We start from the raw sequence: 18,844 nt of genomic DNA, 5'->3' as shown, positions 1-18,844 counted from the left end.
CTTCGTGCATTGGTACAACGTCCAGCACCGCCACGGCGGCATCGGCTACGCGGCATCAGTTGTAGCAGGCCCGCCCCCGGGCCGATGGGTTGGGTGTGGGCGACGGGCGTGGCGGATATTGTCCCGATGCATGGCGGCGGCTACTATGTGACCAGTAATGTGGTCACGAGGTGATGTATGGGCGAGAAAATCGTGAGCTTTGCGCACGCCAAGGCTCACTTGAGCGAATTGACGGAGCAATTGGCTTCAGGTGACGAGGTGGTGATTACCAAGCGGGGCCGTCCGGTGGGCCGACTGATTCGTGCCGAGCGGCTGCTGCGGCCGGTGGATGCCGATGCGCTGCGGGAGCTGACCGCACGCATGGCCGAGCAGCCGCAGAGCGCGGGCGAGTTCATGCGCCAGGTGCGCGATCAGAGCCGGTATTGATGCTGTACGTCGACACCAGCATTCTGGTGGCGGCATTGACCCGCGAACCGGCTACCGGCCGGATGCAGGCGTGGCTGGCGGATCAGGCCGCGGGGGTGCTCGCAATCAGTGAGTGGGTGTTGACGGAGTTTTCGGCGGCGATGTCGGTCAAGGTGCGGACCGGGCAGTTGGCCGCGCCCGATCGGGCGGAAGCCCTGGCGGTTTTCACGGCTTTGGTGGACGCCTCCTTTCAGGTGTTGCCGGTCTCGGGGCAGGATTTCCGGGTCGCCGCGCGCCTCGCCGATCAGCACGCCACCGGCCTGCGCGCGGGTGATGCCCTGCACCTGGCGGTTGCCAGCCGGCGCGGAGCCCGGGTGCGCACGCTGGATCGTGGTCTTGCCGCTGCGGCAGAGGCCTTGGGTGTGAGCGTTGCACTGGTGTAGGTGTCCTCTGGTGGACGATCCTCTGGTCTTGCAATCAAATCATTCTTGCAGGCGGGCACGGCCAGCATTCGTGTGATGCGGCGGGTGAAGTGCCAGCGGCGGATCTCGCCGAACCGGCACTGCTCAAGATGGATGTCCAGGGCTTCGAGCTGCCGGCGTTGGCGGGCTGCGAGGGCATGCTGGACCGCTTCGCCTGGATATATGTGGAGTGCTGGTTCATGGAGCTGTATGCGGGACAGGCGTTGGCCGATGCGGTGATCGCCTGGCTGCGCGAGCGCGAGCGCGGGCTGGGGCTTGCGGGCGCCTACAACATGGCCGATGACGGCCAAGGCCGCGCGGTGCAGGCGGATTTTCTGTTTGGGCGGTGCGGTGTGGCCGCGGGCCGTTGATTGCGCGGGGGCGATCGCGGCGAGGGCGCCGCTCCTACCGGGTGCCTGTAGGAGGCCCGCCCTCGGGCCGATGGATTGCGAACGGCATCGGGGACCGATCGCGGCGGGGGCGCCGCTTCTACGGGGGTGGCCGCCGGCGTTGGTCGCGGCGGGGCGCCGCTCCTACGGGCTGGACTTGCGGCGCGGAAACCTGCGAGCATGTGACACTAAAGTGCTACATCATTTTGCTTCTGGAGCGGCCCATGTCCACCACGACCATTCGCCTGTCGGATGAACTCAAACAGCGTATCCGTCTGGCGGCGGAACGATCAGGCACCACAACCCACGGCTTCATCCTGCAAGCCATTGTGGAGAAAACCGAACAGGAAGCCTTGCGGCAGGATTTCAACGAGACCGCAAACCAGCGGTATGCGGACATCGTGGCGTCCGGCGAGACCATCCCGTGGCAGGAAATGCGGCGCTACCTTGAGCAAAGCATGGAGGGCAAGCGTCCCGCGCGGCCGGCGGCGCGCAAGCTGGCGCCCTGAAGGTGTCCCGTATCGAGCTGGCTCCGGAGCTTGCGGATGACTTTGACCGGATTCTGGCCCATCTTGCCGAGTACGACGTAGCGGACGCCCCGTCGCGGTTGCAGGACATCATCGCGGCAATCGACGTGCTGGAACGCAATCCCCTGATCGGCCGTCCGGACATCGCGGGCAATCGCGAGTTGGTGATCGGTCGGGGTGCGCGCGGGTATGTGGCGCTGTATCGCTATGCCGCGGCGATTGATACGGTTTTCATCCTGGCCGTGCGAAGTCAACGGGAGGCCGGGCATGCACGGCTGTAGCAGCCGAGGATGGGCCCCGCCCGGCTGCCAGACCGGGCCTCGGTCGGCGCATCTATTCCTTCTCTGCCCCCATGTCGCCGTAGCCATGCGCCTGGCGCCAGCTTTTCCGGGAGACCGGGGTGGGTGCATCTGAAAGCAGCGTGCCGATGCGGGCCAGCAGGCTCTCGGTGGGGATGCGGACCGGCGGCGCGGCGGTGACGGCCACCAGTACCAGGGCCAGCGGAACCAGCACCACGCGGCGGGCCAGGTCCAGGGTGTGGCTGCGCAGTGCGCGCAGCGCCAGCCAGGCGCCCAGGCCGCCCAGGCCGGCCCCGGCGATCACTTCTGCCAGCGAGTGCCCGCCCACGTGCACGCGCGAGTAGCCGGTCAACAGTGCCAGCACGATGCCGCCCAGGCACATGGCCTGGCGCGCGCCCGGCCACCGGCGTGGCGCCAGCAGCGCCCCAAGCACCGGCCAGGACACCATGGCCACCACCGCATGTCCGCTGAAGCAGGTCAGGTCCCAGGCAGGCACGCCGGTGCCCCAGCCGTAGAAGGCGATCTTGCTGGCCGCAGTCACCGCACAGGCCATCGCCACGATCAGCAGCCAACGCAGTGCGGGCCGGCGCGCATCGCGGTGGTGCCAGGCCAGCAGCGCCGCCGCGCAGACCACCAGCGGCAGCACCAGCAGCGCATCGCCCCACGGCGTGAACCAGCGCCAGCTGCCAAGGGGCAGCCCGTCACCCATCGCGGGCAGCACGGCCATGGGGCAAACGCGGCGGCATGCGGGCTGGGCGAGGATTTGTCAGTTGAGCTGGCCTTGCTGTCCCTTCAGCGGTTTGGGGGCGGCTGGCAGCGCGTCCGCACATTCAGGCCGCGCGCAGGGACTGCTGGTTGTCCAGGAACCACTGGTAAGTGGCGGCGATGCCCTCGCGCAGCTCCACCTGTGCCTTCCAGCCCAGGCTGTGCAGGCGGCTGACGTCCAGCAGCTTGCGCGGGGTGCCGTCGGGCTTGCTGGTGTCGTTGACGATCCTGCCGGTGTAGCCGGTGATGTCCTTCACCAGTTCGGCCAGCTCGCGGATGCTGATGTCATCGCCCACGCCCACGTTGACGATGTCCGCGCCGTTGTAGGTCTGGGTCAGGTAGACGGTGGCGGCGGCCATGTCGTCCACGTGCAGAAACTCGCGCCGCGGCGTGCCGGTGCCCCACATCACCACCTCCGGCGCGCCGGCCAGTTTGGCCTGGTGGAACTTGCGGATCAGCGCGGGCAGCACGTGCGAGTTGTCCAGGTCGAAGTTGTCGCCGGGGCCGTACAGGTTGGTGGGCATCAGGCTGATGGCGTTGAATCCGTACTGGCGGCGGTAGGCCTGGCACAGCTTGATGCCGGCGATCTTGGCGATGGCGTACCACTCGTTGGTGGGTTCCAGCGGGCCGGTCAGCAGCGAATCCTCGCGGATGGGTTGTTCGGCAAACTTGGGGTAGATGCACGAGGAGCCCAGGAAGGTCAGCTTGTGCGCGCCGTTGCGGTAGGCCGCGTCGATGACGTTGTTCTGGATCTGCAGGTTTTCCAGCAGGAACTCGGCCGGATAGGTGTCGTTGGCGTGGATGCCGCCCACCTTGGCCGCGGCCAGGAACACCACCTGCGGCTGTTCCCGGGCGAAGAAGGCATCAACCGCGGTGCGCTCGCGCAGGTCCAGCACCTCGCGGCCGGCCAGCAGCAGGTTGCTGTAGCCCAGCGCCTGCAGGCGACGGACGATGGCGCTGCCGACCAGGCCACGGTGGCCGGCGACGAAAATGCGGGAGTCAGGGTTCATGTGGGGACCGGGCACGTGAGGGAAGGTTGCGCGCAGGGGGGGCGTGCCGAGGATGGGCGGGGCGCGGTGCTGCGCCGGCACACCCCATGGCCTTCGCGTTGCCCCGTGTGCCGCCGCCGCAAGCTGGCGCGAGCCATTGCAGTCTGCCATGGGCGCCGGCGCGGGTAAATCTGCACCGGCCGCTGGTCCGGCGCACGCCTGCGCGCCGTCGGCGGCGCCCTGGCTGGCTACAATCTGCGCCCCACGGGGACAACCACGAGCGAGCATGCACATCCTGGTTTGCGGCGGCGCCGGCTACGTCGGTGCGCATGCGGCGCTGGCCCTGTCGCGGGCCGGGCACGCGGTGACGGTCCTGGACAACCTGGCCACCGGCCATCGCGCCGCGGTGCGCTGGGGGCCGCTGGTGCAGGCCGACCTCCTCCAGCCGGACACCCTGGATGCCGCGTTTCAGCGCCCGGTCGATGCGGTGATGCATTTCTGCGCGCGCTCGCTGGTGGGCGAATCGGTGCGCGCGCCTTACGCCTATTACGAGAACAACGTGGTGGGCACGCTGCATCTGCTGCAGGCGATGGCCCGGCGTGGGGTGGACAGGCTGGTGTTTTCCTCCACCGCGGCGATCTTTGGGAACCCGCTCAGCGCGCTGATCGATGAGGACCATCGGCAGGCGCCGATCAATCCGTACGGGGCCAGCAAGCTGATGGTCGAGCGCATCCTGGCCGATGCGGCCCAGGCTTACGGGCTGCGCTCGGTGTGCCTGCGCTATTTCAACGCCGCCGGCGCGGCGCCGGATGAGAACATCGGCGAATCGCACCAGCCCGAAACCCACCTGATCCCCAATGTGCTGCGCGCGGCACTGGGCACCGGCCCGGCCCTGAAGCTGTTCGGCGACGACTACGACACCGTCGACGGCACCTGCGTGCGCGACTACGTGCATGTGCTGGACCTGGCCGATGCACACCTGCGTGCGCTGGAACTGATGCAGCGCCAGCCGGGCGCGCACGCCTTCAACCTGGGCAACGGGCAAGGCTTCAGTGTGCTGCAGGTGCTGCAGGCGGCGCGCGCGGTCACCGGCCGCGACATTGGCTACCAGCAGGCCGGGCGCCGGGCGGGCGATCCGGCCGTGCTGGTGGCCGCCAGCGACAAGGCCCGCAACGTGCTGGGCTGGCAACCGCGCCACCCCGGGCTGGAGGAGATCATCGACAGCGCCTGGCGCTGGCACCAGGCGCCGGCTTATTGATCACTTGCCAGCGCGCGGGCCGGCAAACTGATTGATTGCGCAGGCCATTGCCGGCCAGGCGCAGCGGCTGGACCTGTTTGCGAAGATCAGCCATGCGCCGTTCCCCGGTGGCCAGGCGCTGCGCACGCCGCTGCTGGTGGCGGCGACGGGCTGGTACAAGCTGCGCGATGCCCTGTGGTGAGCGGCTGAAGGTGGCGCCGTGGCCGGCGCGCAAACATGCGCCGGCATCGCCTTGATCCGGATCAATGTCCGCCATGGGCCGCTTGCCTACTGCGCGCGCCGGGCCGGCAGTCCCGGCACTGGAGCGCGTTTCCATGGCTTTGCTGATCTGGCAGGACGACCTGGACACCGGCATCGAGGTGATCGACAACCAGCACCGGCGGATCGTGGAGATGATCAACCAGCTGCACGCCGCGCAGGGCCGCGGTTCGCGTGATGGCGTGGGCGAGGTGATCGCCGAACTGATCGACTACACGATGTCGCACTTCGCATTCGAGGAGGAGCTGATGGAGGAGGCCGGCTACCCGTTCTGCGCCGCCCATCGCCGGGTGCACGAGGTGTTCGTCAAGCGTGTGGGTGACTACCGGCTCAGGTTCGAAGCCGGCGAGGAAGTGGCCGACGACCTCAAGACCCTGCTCTCGCGCTGGCTGTTCAACCACATCCGCAGCGACGACAGGGCCTACAGCGACACCGTGCGCAGGCACCTGGATCAGTTCGCCCGCAGCCACCAGCAGGGCGGCTGGCTCAATCGCACCCTGGCCCGCTTCTTTCACTGAAGCGGCGGCCCCGCCGCGGCCGGTCGCGAAGACCGATGCGCGTGCGGCAGCACCATGCCACGGTCGGTCTGCTGGGCGAGCTCGCTGAGCTGGTGGACCACGCGGCGATAGTCGGCGGCCGAGAACGGTCTCAGGTTGAGCCACGTCTGCAATTTGGCGAGATGCTCGCGCCGAGTTTCCGGCCGCTGTGCATACTGCGGCCACACCGCCGGCTCGATGCGCAACTGTCGACGACGTGCATCAGCAAGGCCGCGGGCGGCTCGCCATCGGGCGGCAACGCGAAACCGGGACGGCGCGGGTAGCACAACAGTTCTTGAAACCCTATTCATGCACGACTACCGTAACCATGAGTTTCGATAAAGGAGAATGCCGGATGCGCCCGTCGATCGTGCTCGATCTCAAGCGAAGTGCCGTCCGCGAAGCAGCAAGCCGTTTTCGTACGGCGAACCCGCGCATCTTCGGTTCCGTGCTGCGTGGCACGGATCAGGAGGGCAGCGACCTGGATCTGCTGGTCGACGCGCTGCCCGGCGCAACGCTGTTCGACCTCGGCGGTTTGCAGGTCGAGCTGGAAGCCTTGCTCGGCATCTCCGTCGATCTGCTGACGCCGAGTGATCTTCCAGCGTCGTTCCGTGCGCAGGTGCTCGCCGAAGCGCAGCCCGTATGAGCGATCGCCGCCTGGCCGACTACCTGAACCATATGCGGCAGGCGGCGGCCGACGCGTGCGGATTTGTGGACGGTTTGAGCAAGGGCGACTTCCTTGCCGACAAGCGCACCCAGCAGGCGGTCGTCATGAGCCTCATCGTCATCGGTGAGGCCGCCACCAAGGTGATGGATGGCTACGCCGAGTTCACCCAGGCCCATCCCGACGTGCCGTGGCGGAGTATGCGTGGCATGCGCAACCGCATCGCCCACGGCTACTTCGACATCAACCTCGACGTGGTGTGGGAGACGGTGCAAACCGCGCTCCCCAACTTGTTGCAGTTACTGGGCACCGTGCGCAACAACGACGACGCTTCTCACCCATGAGTCGTCCCATGCCTGCTTTGCTCGTGCTGACCCTTCACGGCGTTGGATCTGCAAATTCGTCGACGCACCCGGCCCGCGCGTTGCACTGGGGTTGATTGAAGAGCACGGGCGGTTTCGGCATGCGTTTGAACGAATTTCGTGAGCTGACTCCTACTTGACGCTGGCGTGGCGCTGCACCGCCAGCAGCGCCAGGATCGTGACCAGGGCGGCGGCGCTGAGGTAGTAACCCACCATCTGCACGCCGTAGTTGCTCGCAAGCCAGGTGGCCACGTACGGCGCCGGCGCCGCGCCCAGCACGCTGGCCAGGTTGAACGACAGCGACGAGCCGGTGTAGCGCACTTCGGTCGGGTAGACCTCGGCCAGCAGGGTGCCGACCGGGCCGTAGGTCCAGCCCATGATGAACAAACCGATGCACAGGAAGATCGCCACCTGGACCACATGCCCGGCCTGGAACAGCGGGCCGAACAGCTGGCCAAACACCAGGATGCCGACGCTGGCCACCAGCATCGCCCCGCGTGCGGTGGTGCGGTCACCGTACAGCGCCGAGAGCGGGATGCCCGCGGCGAAGAACAGCATGGCCACCATCTGCAGCAGCAGGAATTGCTGACGGCTGTAGCCGAGGATGCCGGTGCCGTAGCCCAGCGCGAACACGGTCATGATGTAGAACAGCACGAAGGTCGCCAACGCGCCCAGGGTGCCCAGGACCAGCGGCCCCAGGTGCTGGGAGAACACCGCGCGAAACGGCACCCGCAGGCGCACGTTGCATTCGATCGCCTGCTGGAAGGCGGGGGTCTCGTTGATGCTCAGGCGCACCCACAGGCCGATGATCACCAGCAGCGCCGAGGCGATGAACGGCACCCGCCAGCCCCAGCCGATGAACTGCTCCGGGCTCAGCGTGGCGCCCATGATCAGGAAGGTCGCCGCCGACAGCAGAAAGCCCAGCGGCGCGCCCAGCTGCGGGAACATGCCGTACCAGCCGCGCTTGCCTGGCGGTGCGTTTTCGGTGGCCAGCAGCACCGCCCCGCCCCATTCGCCGCCCAGGCCAATGCCCTGGCCAAAGCGGCACAGGGTCAGCAGCGCCGGCGCGATCACGCCGATGGTCCCGTAGGTGGGCAGCAGGCCGATCACCACGGTGGAGATGCCCATGGTCAGCAGCGCAGCCACCAGCGTGGCCTTGCGCCCGATGCGGTCACCGAAGTGGCCAAACAGCGCCGAGCCGAACGGCCGCGCCACAAAGGCCACCGCAAAGGTCGCAAGCGAAGCCAGCTGCGCGGCGACCGGATCGCCCTGCGGGAAGAACAGCTTCGGGAACACCAGCACCGCGGCGGTGGCGTAGATGTAGAAGTCGAAGAACTCGATGGTGGTGCCCATCAGGCTGGCCAGCAGCACGCGGGCAGGCGAATTGACAGGGGCGGTGGTGGGGACGGCGGCCATCTTCAGGGTCTGTTCCATGAACCAATCCGGCGAATTCTGTCACGTCTGACGCTTCGGCAGCATGCGGTGCCGGCAGGCCGCCCGCGCGCCGGTGCGCCGCGCGTCATGGGGCTGCGCCCGGACAGCGCGGCGCAGGCCGGGCGCTGATGGGCCGGCTCGCTGGCTTATGCCAGCAGGCCCGCTCCGCGCAGGGCCGCTTCCACCCGGGCCTGGTTGCCCGGCTCCAGCTCGGTCAGCGGCAGGCGCAGGGTGCCGCCGCACCGGCCCAGGCGCGAGACCGCCCACTTGACCGGGATCGGGTTGGATTCGACGAACAGCTGCCTGTGCAGCGGCAGCAGGCGCAGCTGGATCGACATCGCGGTGGCGACATCGCCGGCCAGCGCGGCCATGCACAGCTCGTGCATCAGGCGCGGGGCGACGTTGGCGGTCACGCTGACGTTGCCGTGGCCGCCGCACAGCATCAGCGCCACGGCGGTGGCATCGTCGCCGGAGTAGATCGAAAACCCCGGCGGCGCCTCGCGGATCAGCCACTGCGCCCGTTCGATGTTGCCGGTGGCTTCCTTGATGCCGACGATGCCCGGCACCTGGGCCAGGCGCAGCACGGTGTCGTGCTGCAGGTCGGCCACGGTCCGGCCGGGCACGTTGTAGAGCACGATCGGCAGATCGCCGGTGGCCTCGGCAATGGCGGCGAAGTGGCGGTACTGCCCTTCCTGGCCGGGCTTGTTGTAGTAGGGCACCACCTGCAGCTGGCTGTCGGCGCCGACTTCGCGCGCAAACCGGGCCAGTGCGATCGCCTCGGCGGTGGAATTGCCGCCGCAGCCGGCCATCACCGGCACCCGGCCGGCGGCCTGTTCGACCGCGACCCGGATGATCTGGCAGTGTTCGTCCACGTTGACCGTGGGCGACTCGCCGGTGGTGCCGACCACGCCGATGCAGTCGGTGCCTTCGGCCACGTGCCAGTCCACCAGTTTGCGCAGGGCGGCGTAGTCGACGCTGCCGTCCTGGTGCATGGGGGTGACGAGCGCGACGATGCTACCGCGCAGGGGGGCGTGGGAAGTGGTCATGAAGGCGATCAGGGGTGCTGGGAAAGAAAGAACGCCAATTCTAAACGCCGCGGCGCGCCATCGCGCGCCTGCCTTGCCCGGTCAATGCCGGGCCACTGCGGCTGGATCGCTGATGGACGCCGGGGCTGACCTTTTGGCGCCCAAGGCGTGTTTGCTTGGAATGAAGTAAGGAAGTAAGATTTCCTTTGAAACCTACAGGAGGCTTCCATGCTTGCCAAGCTCACGTCGAAAAATCAGATCACGCTGCCCAAGGCGGCTGTCTCCAGCGTGGATGCTGCCGAGTACTTCGAGGTGACCGTCGAGGGCGGCCGGATCGTCCTGACGCCGGTGCGGGTCCAGAATGCCCAGGCCGTGCGTGAGAAGCTGGAACAACTCGGGATCACCGAGCAGGACGTCGAGGATGCGGTGGCCTGGGCGCGGCGCTGATGCGCAGGGTCGTCCTGGACACCAACATCGTGCTCTCGGCGCTGATCTTCAGTGCCGGACCTCTGGCCTGGATTCGACAGGCCTGGATTCGACAGGCCTGGCAGCGCCAGCAGTTGCAGCCGCTGGTCTGCCGGGAGACGGCCGGTGAACTCCTGCGCGTCCTGGCCTATCCCAAGTTGAAGCTCTCGGCATTGGAGCAACAGGAGTTGCTGGCGGACTTTCTGCCCTACGCCGAGGTGGTGGAACTGCCGGCACCATGGCCAGACCTGCCAGCCTGCCGCGACGAGAAGGACCAGGTGTTCCTGGTGCTCGCGCATGTCGGCAAGGCCGATGCGTTGATCACCGGCGATGCGGACATTCTTGCCATGCGAGAGGTTTTTCCCGACTTGATCATGACCGCAGAAGCGTTCGCGGCGCGGCAGGCATGATGTAAATCGATACCGCCGTGTCCGGGCAATGCAACGACACCGACCGCACCGGCCGCGCGCAGCAGGCACCAGTCCAAACCTGGCGCGGCGCGCGCGGAAAGTGGCCTGCGCGCCTGGCTTTCAACCCTCCAGGTTGATCCAGGTGGCCTTGAGCTCGGTGTACTTGTCGAAGGCGTGCAGCGACTTGTCGCGGCCATTGCCGGACTGCTTGTAGCCGCCGAACGGGGCGGTCATGTCGCCGCCGTCCCAGTAGTTGACCCACACGCTGCCGGCGCGCAGCTTGCGGGTCACCCGATGGGCGCGGGCGATGTCGCCGGTCCATACCGCCGCGGCCAGGCCGTACTCGCTGTCGTTGGCGAACCGGATCGCCTGGGCCTCGTCGCTGAAGCCGATCACCGACAGCACCGGCCCGAAGATCTCCTCGCGGCTGATCGTCTGGCCGTGCTGGACGCCGTCGAAGATGGTCGGTTCGATATAGCAGCCGCCTTCCACCACGCTGGCCTGGCGGCCGCCCAGCACCAGGCGCGCGCCTTCTTGCTGACCCTTGGCGATGTAGCCCATGACCCGCTCGACCTGGCCGGCATCGACCATCGCCCCCATCGCCGCGCCAGGGGTGAACGGATGCTGCGGCTGCAGCTTGCGGCCGGCCGCGACCACCCGCTCGACGAACTGCGCGTGGATCGATTCCTCCACCAGCAGCCGCGAAGCGGCGGTGCACACCTGGCCCTGGTTGTAGAAGATCGCCGAAGCCGCGACCTGCGCGGCCTTGTCCAGGTCCGGCGCATCGGCAAAGACGATGTTCGGGCTCTTGCCGCCGCATTCCATGTAGGCGCGTTTCATGTTGGACAGCCCCGCGCACTGCAGCAGGCGCTTGCCCACGGCGGTCGAGCCGGTGAACACCAGCCCGTCGACATCCATGTGCAGGGCCAGCGGCTCGCCGGCGGTCTTGCCGAAGCCCGGCACCACGTTGAACACCCCGGGCGGAATGCCCGCTTCCATCGCCAGTGCGGCCAGGCGCAGCGCGCTCAGCGGCGATTTTTCAGACGGCTTGAGCACCACTGAATTGCCCATCGCCAGCGCCGGGGCGATCTTCCAGGCGGCCATCACCAGCGGGAAGTTCCACGGCACGATCGCCGCGACCACGCCCAGCGGCTCGCGGGTGATCAGGCCCAGCTCGCCCGGCCCGGTGGCGGCGACTTCGCCGTAGACCTTGTCGATCGCCTCGCCGGTCCAGGCCAGGCAGCGGGCGGTCGCCGGCACGTCGTAGCCCAGCGCGTCATCGACCGGCTTGCCCATGTCCAGCGATTCCAGCAGCGCCAGCTCGTCGACATGCGCGTTCACCAGCTCGGCAAAGCGCTGCAGGACCTTCTTGCGATGGGTCGGTGCGGTCTGGGCCCAGTGCCCGGCCTCGAAGCTGCGCCGGGCCGCCCGCACCGCCTTGTCGATGTCGGCCTGGCCGCAGTCGGCCACCTGCCCCAGCACCCGCCCGTCGATCGGGCTGATGCAGTCGAAGGTCGCGCCGCTGGCCGCGTCCACGTACTGACCGTCGATGAAGGCCTGGGTGGCGATGGACAGCGCGGCGGCCTGGGATTTGCGGGATTCGAAGGTGGCGGTCATGGGGATTCCAGGGGCAGAGAATTAAGGAAAGCCAGCACACTGCTTTTCTCCTTCTCCCATCGGGAGAAGGTGCCCCGAAGGGGCGGATGAGGGTGCGGGACGGGCGATTCGCACCGTGCTGGCGGACTTCACCGTGGCATGCGCGGTCTATCGCTCGTTCCGAACCCTCACCCCACCCCTCCCCCAAGAAGGGGGTTGCCGTCCCGGCGGGAGAGGGGCTCAAAGCCAAGTACTAAAAGGTGGCAGGCGTGTTGGCACTGACGATGACGGCCTCGGCATCGCCCAGGTTGCGGAACCGGTGCGGCAGCCGGCTTTCGAAGTAATAGCCCTCGCCGGCGCGCAGCACCCGCACCTGATCGCCCACGGTGACTTCCACCTCGCCGGACACCACCACGCCGCCTTCCTCGCCGGCATGGGCCAGCATGGTCTGGCCGGTGTCGGTGCCCGGCGGCATGACCTCGCGCAGGATGCACATCTGGCGCTTGGCCACGCGCTGGCCGACCAGGAAATAATGGACGCCGTCGCTGCCCACATCCGGGGTGTCGGCCAGCGCGTAGAACGGGTTGTCCGGCGAGCCGGCTTCCAGGTCCAGGGTGAAGAAATCGGCCAGCGAGATCGGGATCCCGTCCAGCACCTTCTTCAGTGAACTCACCGACGGGCTGACCTTGTTCTGCTCGATCAGCGAGATGGTGCTGTTGGTGACCCCCACGCGCTTGGCCAGCTCGCGCTGGCTGAGCTGTTTGGAAGTGCGCACCTGCTGCAGTCGCGCCCCGATGTCCATCGACTTCCTCGTCCGCCGCGTTGCGAAATTCTTGACACTACCGCCCGCATTGAGCCCTTTTTGCGGCTCGGTTGTAAAGTTTTTTCAACGCGATAGGCTAGCTGCGTCCGCCATCCCCCGAGGTCCGCATGAGCGCCGATTCCCCGTCTCCCGCTGCCGGCTACGCCGCCCATTACGCACAGCTGGGCATGCAGATGCCGGCCTCGATGGAGGCGTTCTGGATGCCGTTCACCGCCAACAAGGCCTTCAAGGCCAGCCCGCGCCTGCTGGCCAGCGCCGCGGGCATGTACTACACCGACATCGAGGGCCGGCAGATCCTCGATGCCTGCGCCGGCCTGTGGTGCGTCAACGCCGGCCACGCGCGGCCGCGCATCGTCGAGGCGGTCAGACAGCAGATCGGCACGCTGGATTTCGCGCCCAACTTCTCGATGTCCTCGCCGCTGCCGTTCGTGCTGGCCCAGCGCCTGGCCGAACTGACCCCGGGCAATCTCAACCACGTCTTCTATACCAACTCCGGATCGGAGTCGGTGGATTCGGCACTGAAGATCGCCCTGGCCTACCACCGCGCCCGCGGCGAGGGCCAGCGTTTTCGCCTGATCGGCCGCGAGAAGGCCTACCACGGCGTGGGTTTTGGCGGCATTTCCGTGGGCGGGCTGCCCAACAACCGCAAGTGGTTCGGCCCGGGCCTGCCCGGCGTGGACCACCTGCGCCATACCCTGGACATCGAACGCAACGGCTTTTCGCAGGGCCTGCCGACGCACGGCCTGGAATGGGCCGAGGAACTGGAACGGGTCATCACCCTGCACGATCCGTCGACCATCGCCGCGGTGATCATCGAGCCGATCTCCGGCAGCGCCGGGGTGATCCTGCCGCCGGACGGGTATCTCAGGCGCATCCGCGAGATCTGCAGCAAGCACGGCATCGTGCTGATCTTCGACGAGGTGATCACCGGGTTCGGCCGCGTCGGCAAGGCCTTCGCCTCGCAGCGTTTCGGCGTCACCCCGGACATCATCACCGCGGCCAAGGGCATCACCAACGGCTGCGTACCGATGGGCGCGGTGTTCGTGTCCGAGGACATCTTCGAGGCGTTCACCCAGGGCCCGGACAGCGCCATCGACCTGTTCCACGGCTACACCTACTCCGGCCATCCGCTGGCCTGCGCCGCTGCGCTGGCCACCCTGGACACCTACGCCGAGGAGAACCTGTTCGAAAAGGCGATCGAACTGGGCCATTACTGGCAGCAGGGCCTGCATTCGCTCAAGGGCCTGCCCAACGTGATCGACATCCGCAACTTCGGCCTGATCGGCGCGATCGAGTTCGCGGCCCGCCCGGATGCGCCGGGCGCGCGCGGGTTCGAGGTGTTCAACCGCGCCTTCCACGACGGCCAGATGCTGACCCGCGTGACCGGCGATGTGATCGCGCTGTCGCCGCCGCTGATCATCGAGAAGGAACACATTGACCGGATCTTCAATGTGCTGGGGGATGTGATCCGGGCGACGGCTTGAGTCCGCTCTTCCAATCCTGCAACGGATCGAAATCGATCACGGCCTGTTCTTTTTTGCACGGCAAGATCAAAGGCTTTCGCGCCTGACGGCGCGAGCTACTTTTGTCTTGGCAAAAGTAGCCAAAACCGCCTGCGCCTGACACTCGCCGCCGCTCTGGCGGCGGTGCCCTGTGCTCCTCGTCTGATCGGGCACGGCGCCCAAACTCGCTACGCTCAAACAGGGCGCCTCTACGACCCGATCAGCCTGCGGTGCTCGGCTCGCTTTGAAGGCGCTGAAGATCAAGAGCAGGCAACAGCCAAAGCCAGAGCCGAAGCCGAAGCCGAAGCAGCCGGGCGTGCGCGGCTGCTTTTTGCTTACGCGCTGAAATCCTCGGTGAGCCGCGGCCAAGGACGAGCATCAGACCCGCGGCGCACCGCACAAGCATGTGCGGCATGTTCGCACTGACAGTGATGTTCCATCCAAAAATCCCTCGTCCCGTCGCGGACCCGCGAAGCGGGCGGGCGGGCCACGAAGCGGTGCGAAAGCCCTTGCTTCAGAAATTTCGATCAGATCCCGAAGGATCAAGCGACCGGCAGCACGACCACCGCCAACGCCCCACCCTCGGCATTCACAAGCGTCACGCTGCCGCCATGCAGCCGTGCGACCTCCCGCACGAACGGCAATCCCAGGCCCGTGCCCCGCTGTCCGGTTGCCGGCGCGGCCAGGGAATAGAACCGTTCGAAGACCCGCTCCAGCGCGTAATCCGGTACGCCCGGCCCGTCATCGCGCACGCTGATCTCCACCTGATCGCCTTGGGCGACGGCCGACAGCACGATCCGTCCGCCACGCGGCGAAAACGCGATCGCGTTGTCCAGCAGGTTGGACAGCGCCTGGCGCAGCAGGAAGCCATCGCCGTGCACCGCCAGCCCATCGGCGAGCTGGACCTCGAGGCGCACATCGGCCGCATCCAGTCGCGTCCGCACCGCCCCGGTCGCCTGCGAAAACAGGTCCTGCAGCGCGACCGGCTCGCGGCTCTGCAGCCAGCCGTGCTGCTCCACTTCGGCCAGCGCCAGCAGCTTGTCGATGGTCTCGGTCAGGCGCTGCTGCTGCTCCAGGATGTTGCGGGCAAAGCGCTGGCGCTCGGCCTCGGGCAGCGGCTCCTGCAGCAGTTCGGCCGCGCCGCGGATGCCGGCCAGCGGGCTTTTCATCTCGTGGGTCAGCGACTGCACGTACTGCTCGACGTAGTCCTTGCCTTCCAGCTTGCGGCGCATGGTTTCCAGCGCCCGGCCCAGGTCGCCGATCTCGTCGCGACGCGGCTTGGGCGGGGCCACCGGCAGCCCGGCGCTGACCGCCTGCGCGTAGCGGTTGAGGCGGCCGATGCCGCGCGAGAGCCACCAGGTCATCGCCAGGCCGATCAGTGCCGACAGCCCGATCAACCAGCCGCCGCGGCGCAGGATGCTCTGCTGGCTGGCGGCGATGAACGGCTCGAAGGTGCGGTTGGGCTGGGACAGGGTCAGCACGCCGATCAGCCGTGCCGGCGTCACGCCCGGCGCATGGATCGGCGCGGCCACGTGCATCACCGTGTGCACCTCATCGCCAGGCGACTCGGGACTGGAACGCGCACCGTACTGGCCGCGCAGGGTGCGGTAGACATCGTTCCAGCGCGAGTTGTCGCGGCCCAGCTCATGCCCGCGCGAATCGAACACCACCACGCCCTGCGCATCGGTGATGCTGACCCGGTAGTCGACCCGCTTCTTGGGGATCTGCCAGATATGCGCATCCACCTCGCGCTCGGCGGCGGCCTCCAGGTCGCGCGCGAACTGGCCATCGGCGATGTGGCCGGCGGCCAGGTCGTCGGCCGCCATCACCGCCAGCACGTTGGCGGTATCGACCAGGGTGGACTCCATCGCCTGGCGCACGCCGGGCTTGACCTCGTTGACGAACACCCGCATCACAAAGAACGCAGCCAGGCCGGTGATCAGGAAGAACCCGAGGAACAGCCGCACCCCGATCCGCACGGCCTACAGCTCCAGCGAATAGCCGATCCCGCGATGCGTGCGCACCGGGTCGGGGTCGGCGCCGGCCGCGCGCAGCTTGGCGCGCAAGGTCTTGATGTGGGTATCGACGGTGCGGTCGGCGCTGTCGGCATCGCGGTCCCAGCCGCGGTCCATCAGCTGGGCGCGGCTGAGGATGGCGCCAGGGCGCTGCAGCAGCGCGGCCAGCAGCGCGTACTCATAGCGGGTCAGGTCCAGCACCGTGTTGCGGAAGCGCACCCGGTGGCCCTCGTGGTCCACGCTGAACTCGCCGCGGGCCGGGCCTTGTGCCGGTTGCGCGATGCTGCGACGCAGCCGCGCGCGCACCCGCGCCACCAGCTCGCGTGGCGAGAACGGCTTGGCGATGTAGTCGTCCGCGCCCAGTTCCAGCCCCAGCACCCGATCGATCTCCTCGTTGCGCGCGGTCAGGAACAGCACCGGCACCTCGGAAAACGCGCGCAGCTGCCGGCACACATCCAGGCCACTGCCGTCAGGCAGGCCCACATCCAGGACCACCACGTCCACCCCGCCGGCACGCACCCGCGGGGCGACCTGGCGCGCCAGCGTCACGTGCTCGGCCTGCAGGCCTTCGCTGCGCAGCGCGTAGAGCACGGCGTCGGCAATGGCGGCTTCGTCTTCGACAACCAGCACGTTGGGCATGGCGCGCAGCATAACGGCGCCCTGCGGCCTTTCTGTATCCTGCACGCGATGAATTACCGCCACGCCTTCCACGCCGGCAACCACGCCGATGTCCTCAAGCACATGGTGCTGGTCAACCTGCTGGAGGCGCTGGCGCGCAAGGACAGCCCGTATTTCGTGCTGGACACCCACGCCGGCCGTGGCCATTACCTGCTGGCTGCGGCCGAAAGCCGCAAGACCGCCGAGGCCGAGGAAGGGGTCTTCAAGCTGTTCGGCCAGGCCCGCCTGCACGAAAGCATCGAGCGCTACCTGCGCGCGGTGCAGTCGCACAACCCGGTCGGCGCGCTGCTGGCCTACCCCGGCTCACCGCTGCTGATCGCCCAGCACCTGCGCCAGCAGGACCGCCTGGCCGCCTGCGAGCTGCAGCCGGAGGAAGCCCAGCGCCTGCGCGAGCTGTTCCACCACGACAGCCGGGTGGCCGTGCATACCCGCGATGGCTACGGCGCGATCAAGGCGCTGCTGCCGCCGCGGATCGGCCAGACCAGGTTCGGCCGCGGCCTGGTGCTGATCGACCCGCCCTACGAAACGCAGGACGCCGAGTACCGGCAGATCATCGCCAGCGTGCGCGAAGGCCTGGGCCGCTGGCCCCACGCCACCTGGGCGGTGTGGTACCCGATCAAGCAGCGCCGCACCCTGCTGCCGTTCCTGCGCAAGGCCGCCGCGCTGCCGGCCCGCTCCATCTGGCTGGCCGAACTGCAGGTGCGCGCGGATGATTCACCGCTGCGCTTGGCCGGCAGCGGCATGCTGATGATCAACGCACCCTGGCAGCTGGAGCAGGCCATCGCCCCGGCCCTGCCCATCCTGCAGAACCTGCTGGGCCAGGCCGGTGCCACCACCCGCCTGGAGTGGCTCAAGCAACCCGAATGACGCCATCGCGCGGCCCCCACGTTGCGCTGTCGCGCCTGTAATGCGGATGTCAAACCGGCTTTCACTTCATGCGTGCCAGCATCGGTTGCATGAGCGGGCAAAAGCGATTGCCGCCATGGCATGAGAAGTTCCGGCTGCAAGATGGCCGGGAGCTGCTGATTCGCCCCATCCGGCACGAGGATGCGGCCCCGATCCGCGGAGGTTTTCTGCTGCTGGAGCCTGAGCAGATCCGCCGGCGATTTCTCACGACCATGGCCGAACTTCCGGCGGAACAGGCTGCACGCCTGTGCAGCCCGGACCCGCGCAGCGAATTCGCCCTGGTCGCCGCCGAGCCGCTGCCGCCGGGTGAGGCGCTGGTCGGTGCGGTGGCCAGGGCCCGGGTCCTGGACGGCGCGCGCCATGCCGAATACGCGATCCTGGTCAGCCGTTTCATCGTCGGCCAGGGTGTCGGCCGGCACTTGATGCGCCGATTGGTGAAGTGGGCCCGCAGCCGCAAGCTGGAGCAGCTGCACGGCGAAGTCCTGGACGACAACCAGCCGATGCTGCAGCTGGTCAGGTCGCTGGGCTTTCGCGTGCTGCCAGCCCATGACGCCCCCGGCCTGGCCCGGGTTGTGCTGGATCTTGGAACCGCAGCCGGCAAGGCCGGCGAGCCGGATCTTGTGCCGGCACGCTGACCGTTTCCGGCCCTGCGTGGCCGGGCAGCCTCCTTCGCCCTATCCTGTGATTGCGCCCCGTAGGAGCGGACCGCAGGGCCGCGCGAGGCTTCACCGGGAAAGCCCCATCGCGCCCTGAGGTGCGCTTGTGTCTGCGCGAAGGTCTAGAGTTTGGGTGGAGAGCGATGTGCGGCAGGCCGATGGAGCGCAGTGTTGCCAAGCACGTGTAGGAGCCCGGGCCGCCGCACATCGACCTCGTCCCTAGCCCGAACAGTAGATCGGAAGGTCGCCATCACCGCCTGCATGCGGGTGCTGCTCACCCGCCTCAACGCCATGGCCAGAGACCAAACTGAATGGAGAATGACAGGCGCCTGAGAAGACAGTTGCTCCTACGCCCAAGCCCCGTCGCGCCGGTGGCGCGCTCGGACGCGGTTCAGCGCGCTGGCCACGCTAAAATGGCGGA

At 67.8% G+C, this 18,844-nt stretch carries 23 protein-coding genes and 1 pseudogene; 15 read left to right on the top strand and 9 right to left on the bottom strand.

All coding sequences use genetic code 11. The features are described 5' to 3' along the window. The first annotated feature begins 177 nt into the window (after window positions 1-177). The 5 genes from DSC_RS06470 to DSC_RS06450 all read left to right on the top strand — a co-directional run bounded on the left by DSC_RS06470 (window position 178) and on the right by DSC_RS06450 (window position 2,063). Window positions 178-426 carry a type II toxin-antitoxin system Phd/YefM family antitoxin gene (locus DSC_RS06470; RefSeq protein ID WP_014160341.1) on the top strand — a complete coding sequence of 83 codons (249 nt, stop codon included), beginning with the start codon at window positions 178-180 and terminating at the stop codon, window positions 424-426. Next, on the top strand, window positions 426-848 hold the full coding sequence (locus tag DSC_RS06465; RefSeq protein ID WP_014160340.1) for a type II toxin-antitoxin system VapC family toxin: 423 nt from the start codon (window positions 426-428) through the stop codon (window positions 846-848). The genes DSC_RS06470 and DSC_RS06465 overlap by 1 nt, the downstream gene beginning before the upstream one ends. 89 nt (window positions 849-937) lie before the next feature. After that, window positions 938-1,237 (top strand): FkbM family methyltransferase, encoded by a 300-nt coding sequence (locus tag DSC_RS06460; protein ID WP_014160339.1) that lies wholly within the window; start codon window positions 938-940, stop codon window positions 1,235-1,237. Between the two features lie 242 nt (window positions 1,238-1,479). Continuing rightward, on the top strand, window positions 1,480-1,764 hold the full coding sequence (locus DSC_RS06455; protein WP_014160338.1) for a type II toxin -antitoxin system TacA 1-like antitoxin: 285 nt from the start codon (window positions 1,480-1,482) through the stop codon (window positions 1,762-1,764). 2 nt (window positions 1,765-1,766) lie between these two features. After that, a complete protein-coding gene (locus DSC_RS06450; protein ID WP_043290450.1) occupies window positions 1,767-2,063 on the top strand; it encodes a type II toxin-antitoxin system RelE/ParE family toxin in 297 nt (98 codons plus the stop codon). A 52-nt stretch (window positions 2,064-2,115) separates the two neighbouring features. Here DSC_RS06450 and DSC_RS15675 read toward each other — a convergent pair whose 3' ends face one another. After that, on the bottom strand, window positions 2,116-2,808 hold the full coding sequence (locus tag DSC_RS15675; protein ID WP_014160336.1) for a phosphatase PAP2 family protein: 693 nt from the start codon (window positions 2,806-2,808) through the stop codon (window positions 2,116-2,118). A 103-nt stretch (window positions 2,809-2,911) separates the two neighbouring features. Then, on the bottom strand, window positions 2,912-3,856 hold the full coding sequence (gene fcl / locus DSC_RS06440; protein ID WP_014160335.1) for a GDP-L-fucose synthase: 945 nt from the start codon (window positions 3,854-3,856) through the stop codon (window positions 2,912-2,914). 265 nt (window positions 3,857-4,121) lie between these two features. Here fcl and galE point away from each other — a divergent pair, with 265 nt between their 5' ends. The 3 genes and pseudogenes from galE to DSC_RS06430 all read left to right on the top strand — a co-directional run bounded on the left by galE (window position 4,122) and on the right by DSC_RS06430 (window position 5,869). Beyond that, complete coding sequence (gene galE, locus DSC_RS06435; protein WP_014160334.1) at window positions 4,122-5,093, top strand: UDP-glucose 4-epimerase GalE; 972 nt, start codon at window positions 4,122-4,124, stop codon at window positions 5,091-5,093. Window positions 5,094-5,124: 31 nt separating this feature from the next. Beyond that, window positions 5,125-5,274: pseudogene (locus tag DSC_RS16010) on the top strand (FAD-dependent oxidoreductase); the annotation flags it as partial. Between the two features lie 133 nt (window positions 5,275-5,407). Continuing rightward, entirely contained in the window at window positions 5,408-5,869 is a 462-nt protein-coding gene (locus DSC_RS06430) for a bacteriohemerythrin (RefSeq protein WP_014160332.1), read from the top strand. Here DSC_RS06430 and DSC_RS17055 read toward each other — a convergent pair. Beyond that, window positions 5,863-6,093 (bottom strand): DUF4158 domain-containing protein, encoded by a 231-nt coding sequence (locus tag DSC_RS17055; protein WP_014160331.1) that lies wholly within the window; start codon window positions 6,091-6,093, stop codon window positions 5,863-5,865. The genes DSC_RS06430 and DSC_RS17055 overlap by 7 nt on opposite strands. Window positions 6,094-6,242: 149 nt before the next feature. Between DSC_RS17055 and DSC_RS06420 the strand changes: the two genes are divergently transcribed. Together DSC_RS06420 and DSC_RS06415 are read left to right on the top strand one after the other, a co-directional pair. Next, window positions 6,243-6,533 carry a nucleotidyltransferase family protein gene (locus DSC_RS06420; RefSeq protein WP_014160330.1) on the top strand — a complete coding sequence of 97 codons (291 nt, stop codon included), beginning with the start codon at window positions 6,243-6,245 and terminating at the stop codon, window positions 6,531-6,533. After that, window positions 6,530-6,895, top strand: a complete 366-nt coding sequence (locus DSC_RS06415) for a HepT-like ribonuclease domain-containing protein (RefSeq protein WP_014160329.1) — start codon at window positions 6,530-6,532, stop codon at window positions 6,893-6,895. Before DSC_RS06420 ends, DSC_RS06415 begins: the two co-directional genes overlap by 4 nt. A gap of 150 nt (window positions 6,896-7,045) precedes the next feature. On the opposite strand, the gene DSC_RS06410 is transcribed toward DSC_RS06415, so the two are convergent. Further along, window positions 7,046-8,347 carry an MFS transporter gene (locus tag DSC_RS06410; RefSeq protein WP_014160328.1) on the bottom strand — a complete coding sequence of 434 codons (1,302 nt, stop codon included), beginning with the start codon at window positions 8,345-8,347 and terminating at the stop codon, window positions 7,046-7,048. A gap of 146 nt (window positions 8,348-8,493) precedes the next feature. Continuing rightward, window positions 8,494-9,393 (bottom strand): 4-hydroxy-tetrahydrodipicolinate synthase, encoded by a 900-nt coding sequence (gene dapA, locus DSC_RS06405; protein WP_014160327.1) that lies wholly within the window; start codon window positions 9,391-9,393, stop codon window positions 8,494-8,496. A 207-nt stretch (window positions 9,394-9,600) separates the two neighbouring features. Here dapA and DSC_RS06400 point away from each other — a divergent pair, with 207 nt between their 5' ends. Next, the gene (locus tag DSC_RS06400; protein WP_014160326.1) at window positions 9,601-9,819 is read left to right on the top strand and encodes an AbrB/MazE/SpoVT family DNA-binding domain-containing protein; all 219 of its coding nucleotides are present in this window, start codon (window positions 9,601-9,603) and stop codon (window positions 9,817-9,819) included. Next, entirely contained in the window at window positions 9,819-10,247 is a 429-nt protein-coding gene (locus tag DSC_RS06395) for a putative toxin-antitoxin system toxin component, PIN family (RefSeq protein ID WP_014160325.1), read from the top strand. Before DSC_RS06400 ends, DSC_RS06395 begins: the two co-directional genes overlap by 1 nt. 120 nt (window positions 10,248-10,367) lie before the next feature. Here DSC_RS06395 and DSC_RS06390 read toward each other — a convergent pair whose 3' ends face one another. Continuing rightward, window positions 10,368-11,864: an aldehyde dehydrogenase gene (locus DSC_RS06390; protein WP_014160324.1), complete on the bottom strand. Its 1,497-nt coding sequence runs from the start codon at window positions 11,862-11,864 to the stop codon at window positions 10,368-10,370. A gap of 232 nt (window positions 11,865-12,096) precedes the next feature. Continuing rightward, on the bottom strand, window positions 12,097-12,645 hold the full coding sequence (locus tag DSC_RS06385; RefSeq protein ID WP_014160323.1) for a cupin domain-containing protein: 549 nt from the start codon (window positions 12,643-12,645) through the stop codon (window positions 12,097-12,099). A 128-nt stretch (window positions 12,646-12,773) separates the two neighbouring features. Here DSC_RS06385 and aptA point away from each other — a divergent pair, with 128 nt between their 5' ends. Then, entirely contained in the window at window positions 12,774-14,150 is a 1,377-nt protein-coding gene (aptA, locus tag DSC_RS06380; RefSeq protein WP_014160322.1) for an omega-aminotransferase AptA, read from the top strand. A 560-nt stretch (window positions 14,151-14,710) separates the two neighbouring features. Here aptA and creC read toward each other — a convergent pair. Then, the gene (gene creC / locus DSC_RS06375) at window positions 14,711-16,147 is read right to left on the bottom strand and encodes a two-component system sensor histidine kinase CreC (protein ID WP_014160321.1); all 1,437 of its coding nucleotides are present in this window, start codon (window positions 16,145-16,147) and stop codon (window positions 14,711-14,713) included. Between the two features lie 3 nt (window positions 16,148-16,150). Beyond that, complete coding sequence (gene creB, locus DSC_RS06370; protein ID WP_014160320.1) at window positions 16,151-16,834, bottom strand: two-component system response regulator CreB; 684 nt, start codon at window positions 16,832-16,834, stop codon at window positions 16,151-16,153. A gap of 36 nt (window positions 16,835-16,870) precedes the next feature. Between creB and DSC_RS06365 the strand changes: the two genes are divergently transcribed. Next, on the top strand, window positions 16,871-17,728 hold the full coding sequence (locus DSC_RS06365; protein ID WP_014160319.1) for a 23S rRNA (adenine(2030)-N(6))-methyltransferase RlmJ: 858 nt from the start codon (window positions 16,871-16,873) through the stop codon (window positions 17,726-17,728). Between the two features lie 89 nt (window positions 17,729-17,817). Continuing rightward, entirely contained in the window at window positions 17,818-18,402 is a 585-nt protein-coding gene (locus tag DSC_RS06360; protein ID WP_043290449.1) for a GNAT family N-acetyltransferase, read from the top strand. Window positions 18,403-18,844: the final 442 nt, after the last annotated feature.

The sequence above is a fragment of the Pseudoxanthomonas spadix BD-a59 genome (assembly GCF_000233915.3).
GTDB lineage: Bacteria > Pseudomonadota > Gammaproteobacteria > Xanthomonadales > Xanthomonadaceae > Pseudoxanthomonas_A > Pseudoxanthomonas_A spadix.
The sequence above is the reverse complement of the archived record's forward strand: the minus strand, read 5'-3'. Positions and strand labels throughout refer to the sequence as shown.

What these genes read in the sequence shown, in the direction of transcription:
- DSC_RS06455 (WP_014160338.1), top strand. Translation starts at nt 1,480, where the DNA reads ATGTCCACCACGACCATTCGCCTGTCGGATGAACTCAAACAGCGTATC.
- aptA (WP_014160322.1), top strand. Translation starts at nt 12,774, where the DNA reads ATGAGCGCCGATTCCCCGTCTCCCGCTGCCGGCTACGCCGCCCATTAC.
- dapA (WP_014160327.1), bottom strand. Translation starts at nt 9,393, where the DNA reads ATGACCACTTCCCACGCCCCCCTGCGCGGTAGCATCGTCGCGCTCGTC.
- DSC_RS06430 (WP_014160332.1), top strand. Translation starts at nt 5,408, where the DNA reads ATGGCTTTGCTGATCTGGCAGGACGACCTGGACACCGGCATCGAGGTG.
- DSC_RS06390 (WP_014160324.1), bottom strand. Translation starts at nt 11,864, where the DNA reads ATGACCGCCACCTTCGAATCCCGCAAATCCCAGGCCGCCGCGCTGTCC.
- DSC_RS06400 (WP_014160326.1), top strand. Translation starts at nt 9,601, where the DNA reads ATGCTTGCCAAGCTCACGTCGAAAAATCAGATCACGCTGCCCAAGGCG.
- creB (WP_014160320.1), bottom strand. Translation starts at nt 16,834, where the DNA reads ATGCTGCGCGCCATGCCCAACGTGCTGGTTGTCGAAGACGAAGCCGCC.
- DSC_RS06410 (WP_014160328.1), bottom strand. Translation starts at nt 8,347, where the DNA reads ATGGAACAGACCCTGAAGATGGCCGCCGTCCCCACCACCGCCCCTGTC.
- DSC_RS06385 (WP_014160323.1), bottom strand. Translation starts at nt 12,645, where the DNA reads ATGGACATCGGGGCGCGACTGCAGCAGGTGCGCACTTCCAAACAGCTC.
- DSC_RS06465 (WP_014160340.1), top strand. Translation starts at nt 426, where the DNA reads ATGCTGTACGTCGACACCAGCATTCTGGTGGCGGCATTGACCCGCGAA.
- DSC_RS06420 (WP_014160330.1), top strand. Translation starts at nt 6,243, where the DNA reads ATGCGCCCGTCGATCGTGCTCGATCTCAAGCGAAGTGCCGTCCGCGAA.
- DSC_RS06365 (WP_014160319.1), top strand. Translation starts at nt 16,871, where the DNA reads ATGAATTACCGCCACGCCTTCCACGCCGGCAACCACGCCGATGTCCTC.
- galE (WP_014160334.1), top strand. Translation starts at nt 4,122, where the DNA reads ATGCACATCCTGGTTTGCGGCGGCGCCGGCTACGTCGGTGCGCATGCG.
- DSC_RS06360 (WP_043290449.1), top strand. Translation starts at nt 17,818, where the DNA reads ATGAGCGGGCAAAAGCGATTGCCGCCATGGCATGAGAAGTTCCGGCTG.
- DSC_RS06415 (WP_014160329.1), top strand. Translation starts at nt 6,530, where the DNA reads ATGAGCGATCGCCGCCTGGCCGACTACCTGAACCATATGCGGCAGGCG.
- DSC_RS15675 (WP_014160336.1), bottom strand. Translation starts at nt 2,808, where the DNA reads ATGGCCGTGCTGCCCGCGATGGGTGACGGGCTGCCCCTTGGCAGCTGG.
- DSC_RS06470 (WP_014160341.1), top strand. Translation starts at nt 178, where the DNA reads ATGGGCGAGAAAATCGTGAGCTTTGCGCACGCCAAGGCTCACTTGAGC.
- fcl (WP_014160335.1), bottom strand. Translation starts at nt 3,856, where the DNA reads ATGAACCCTGACTCCCGCATTTTCGTCGCCGGCCACCGTGGCCTGGTC.
- DSC_RS06395 (WP_014160325.1), top strand. Translation starts at nt 9,819, where the DNA reads ATGCGCAGGGTCGTCCTGGACACCAACATCGTGCTCTCGGCGCTGATC.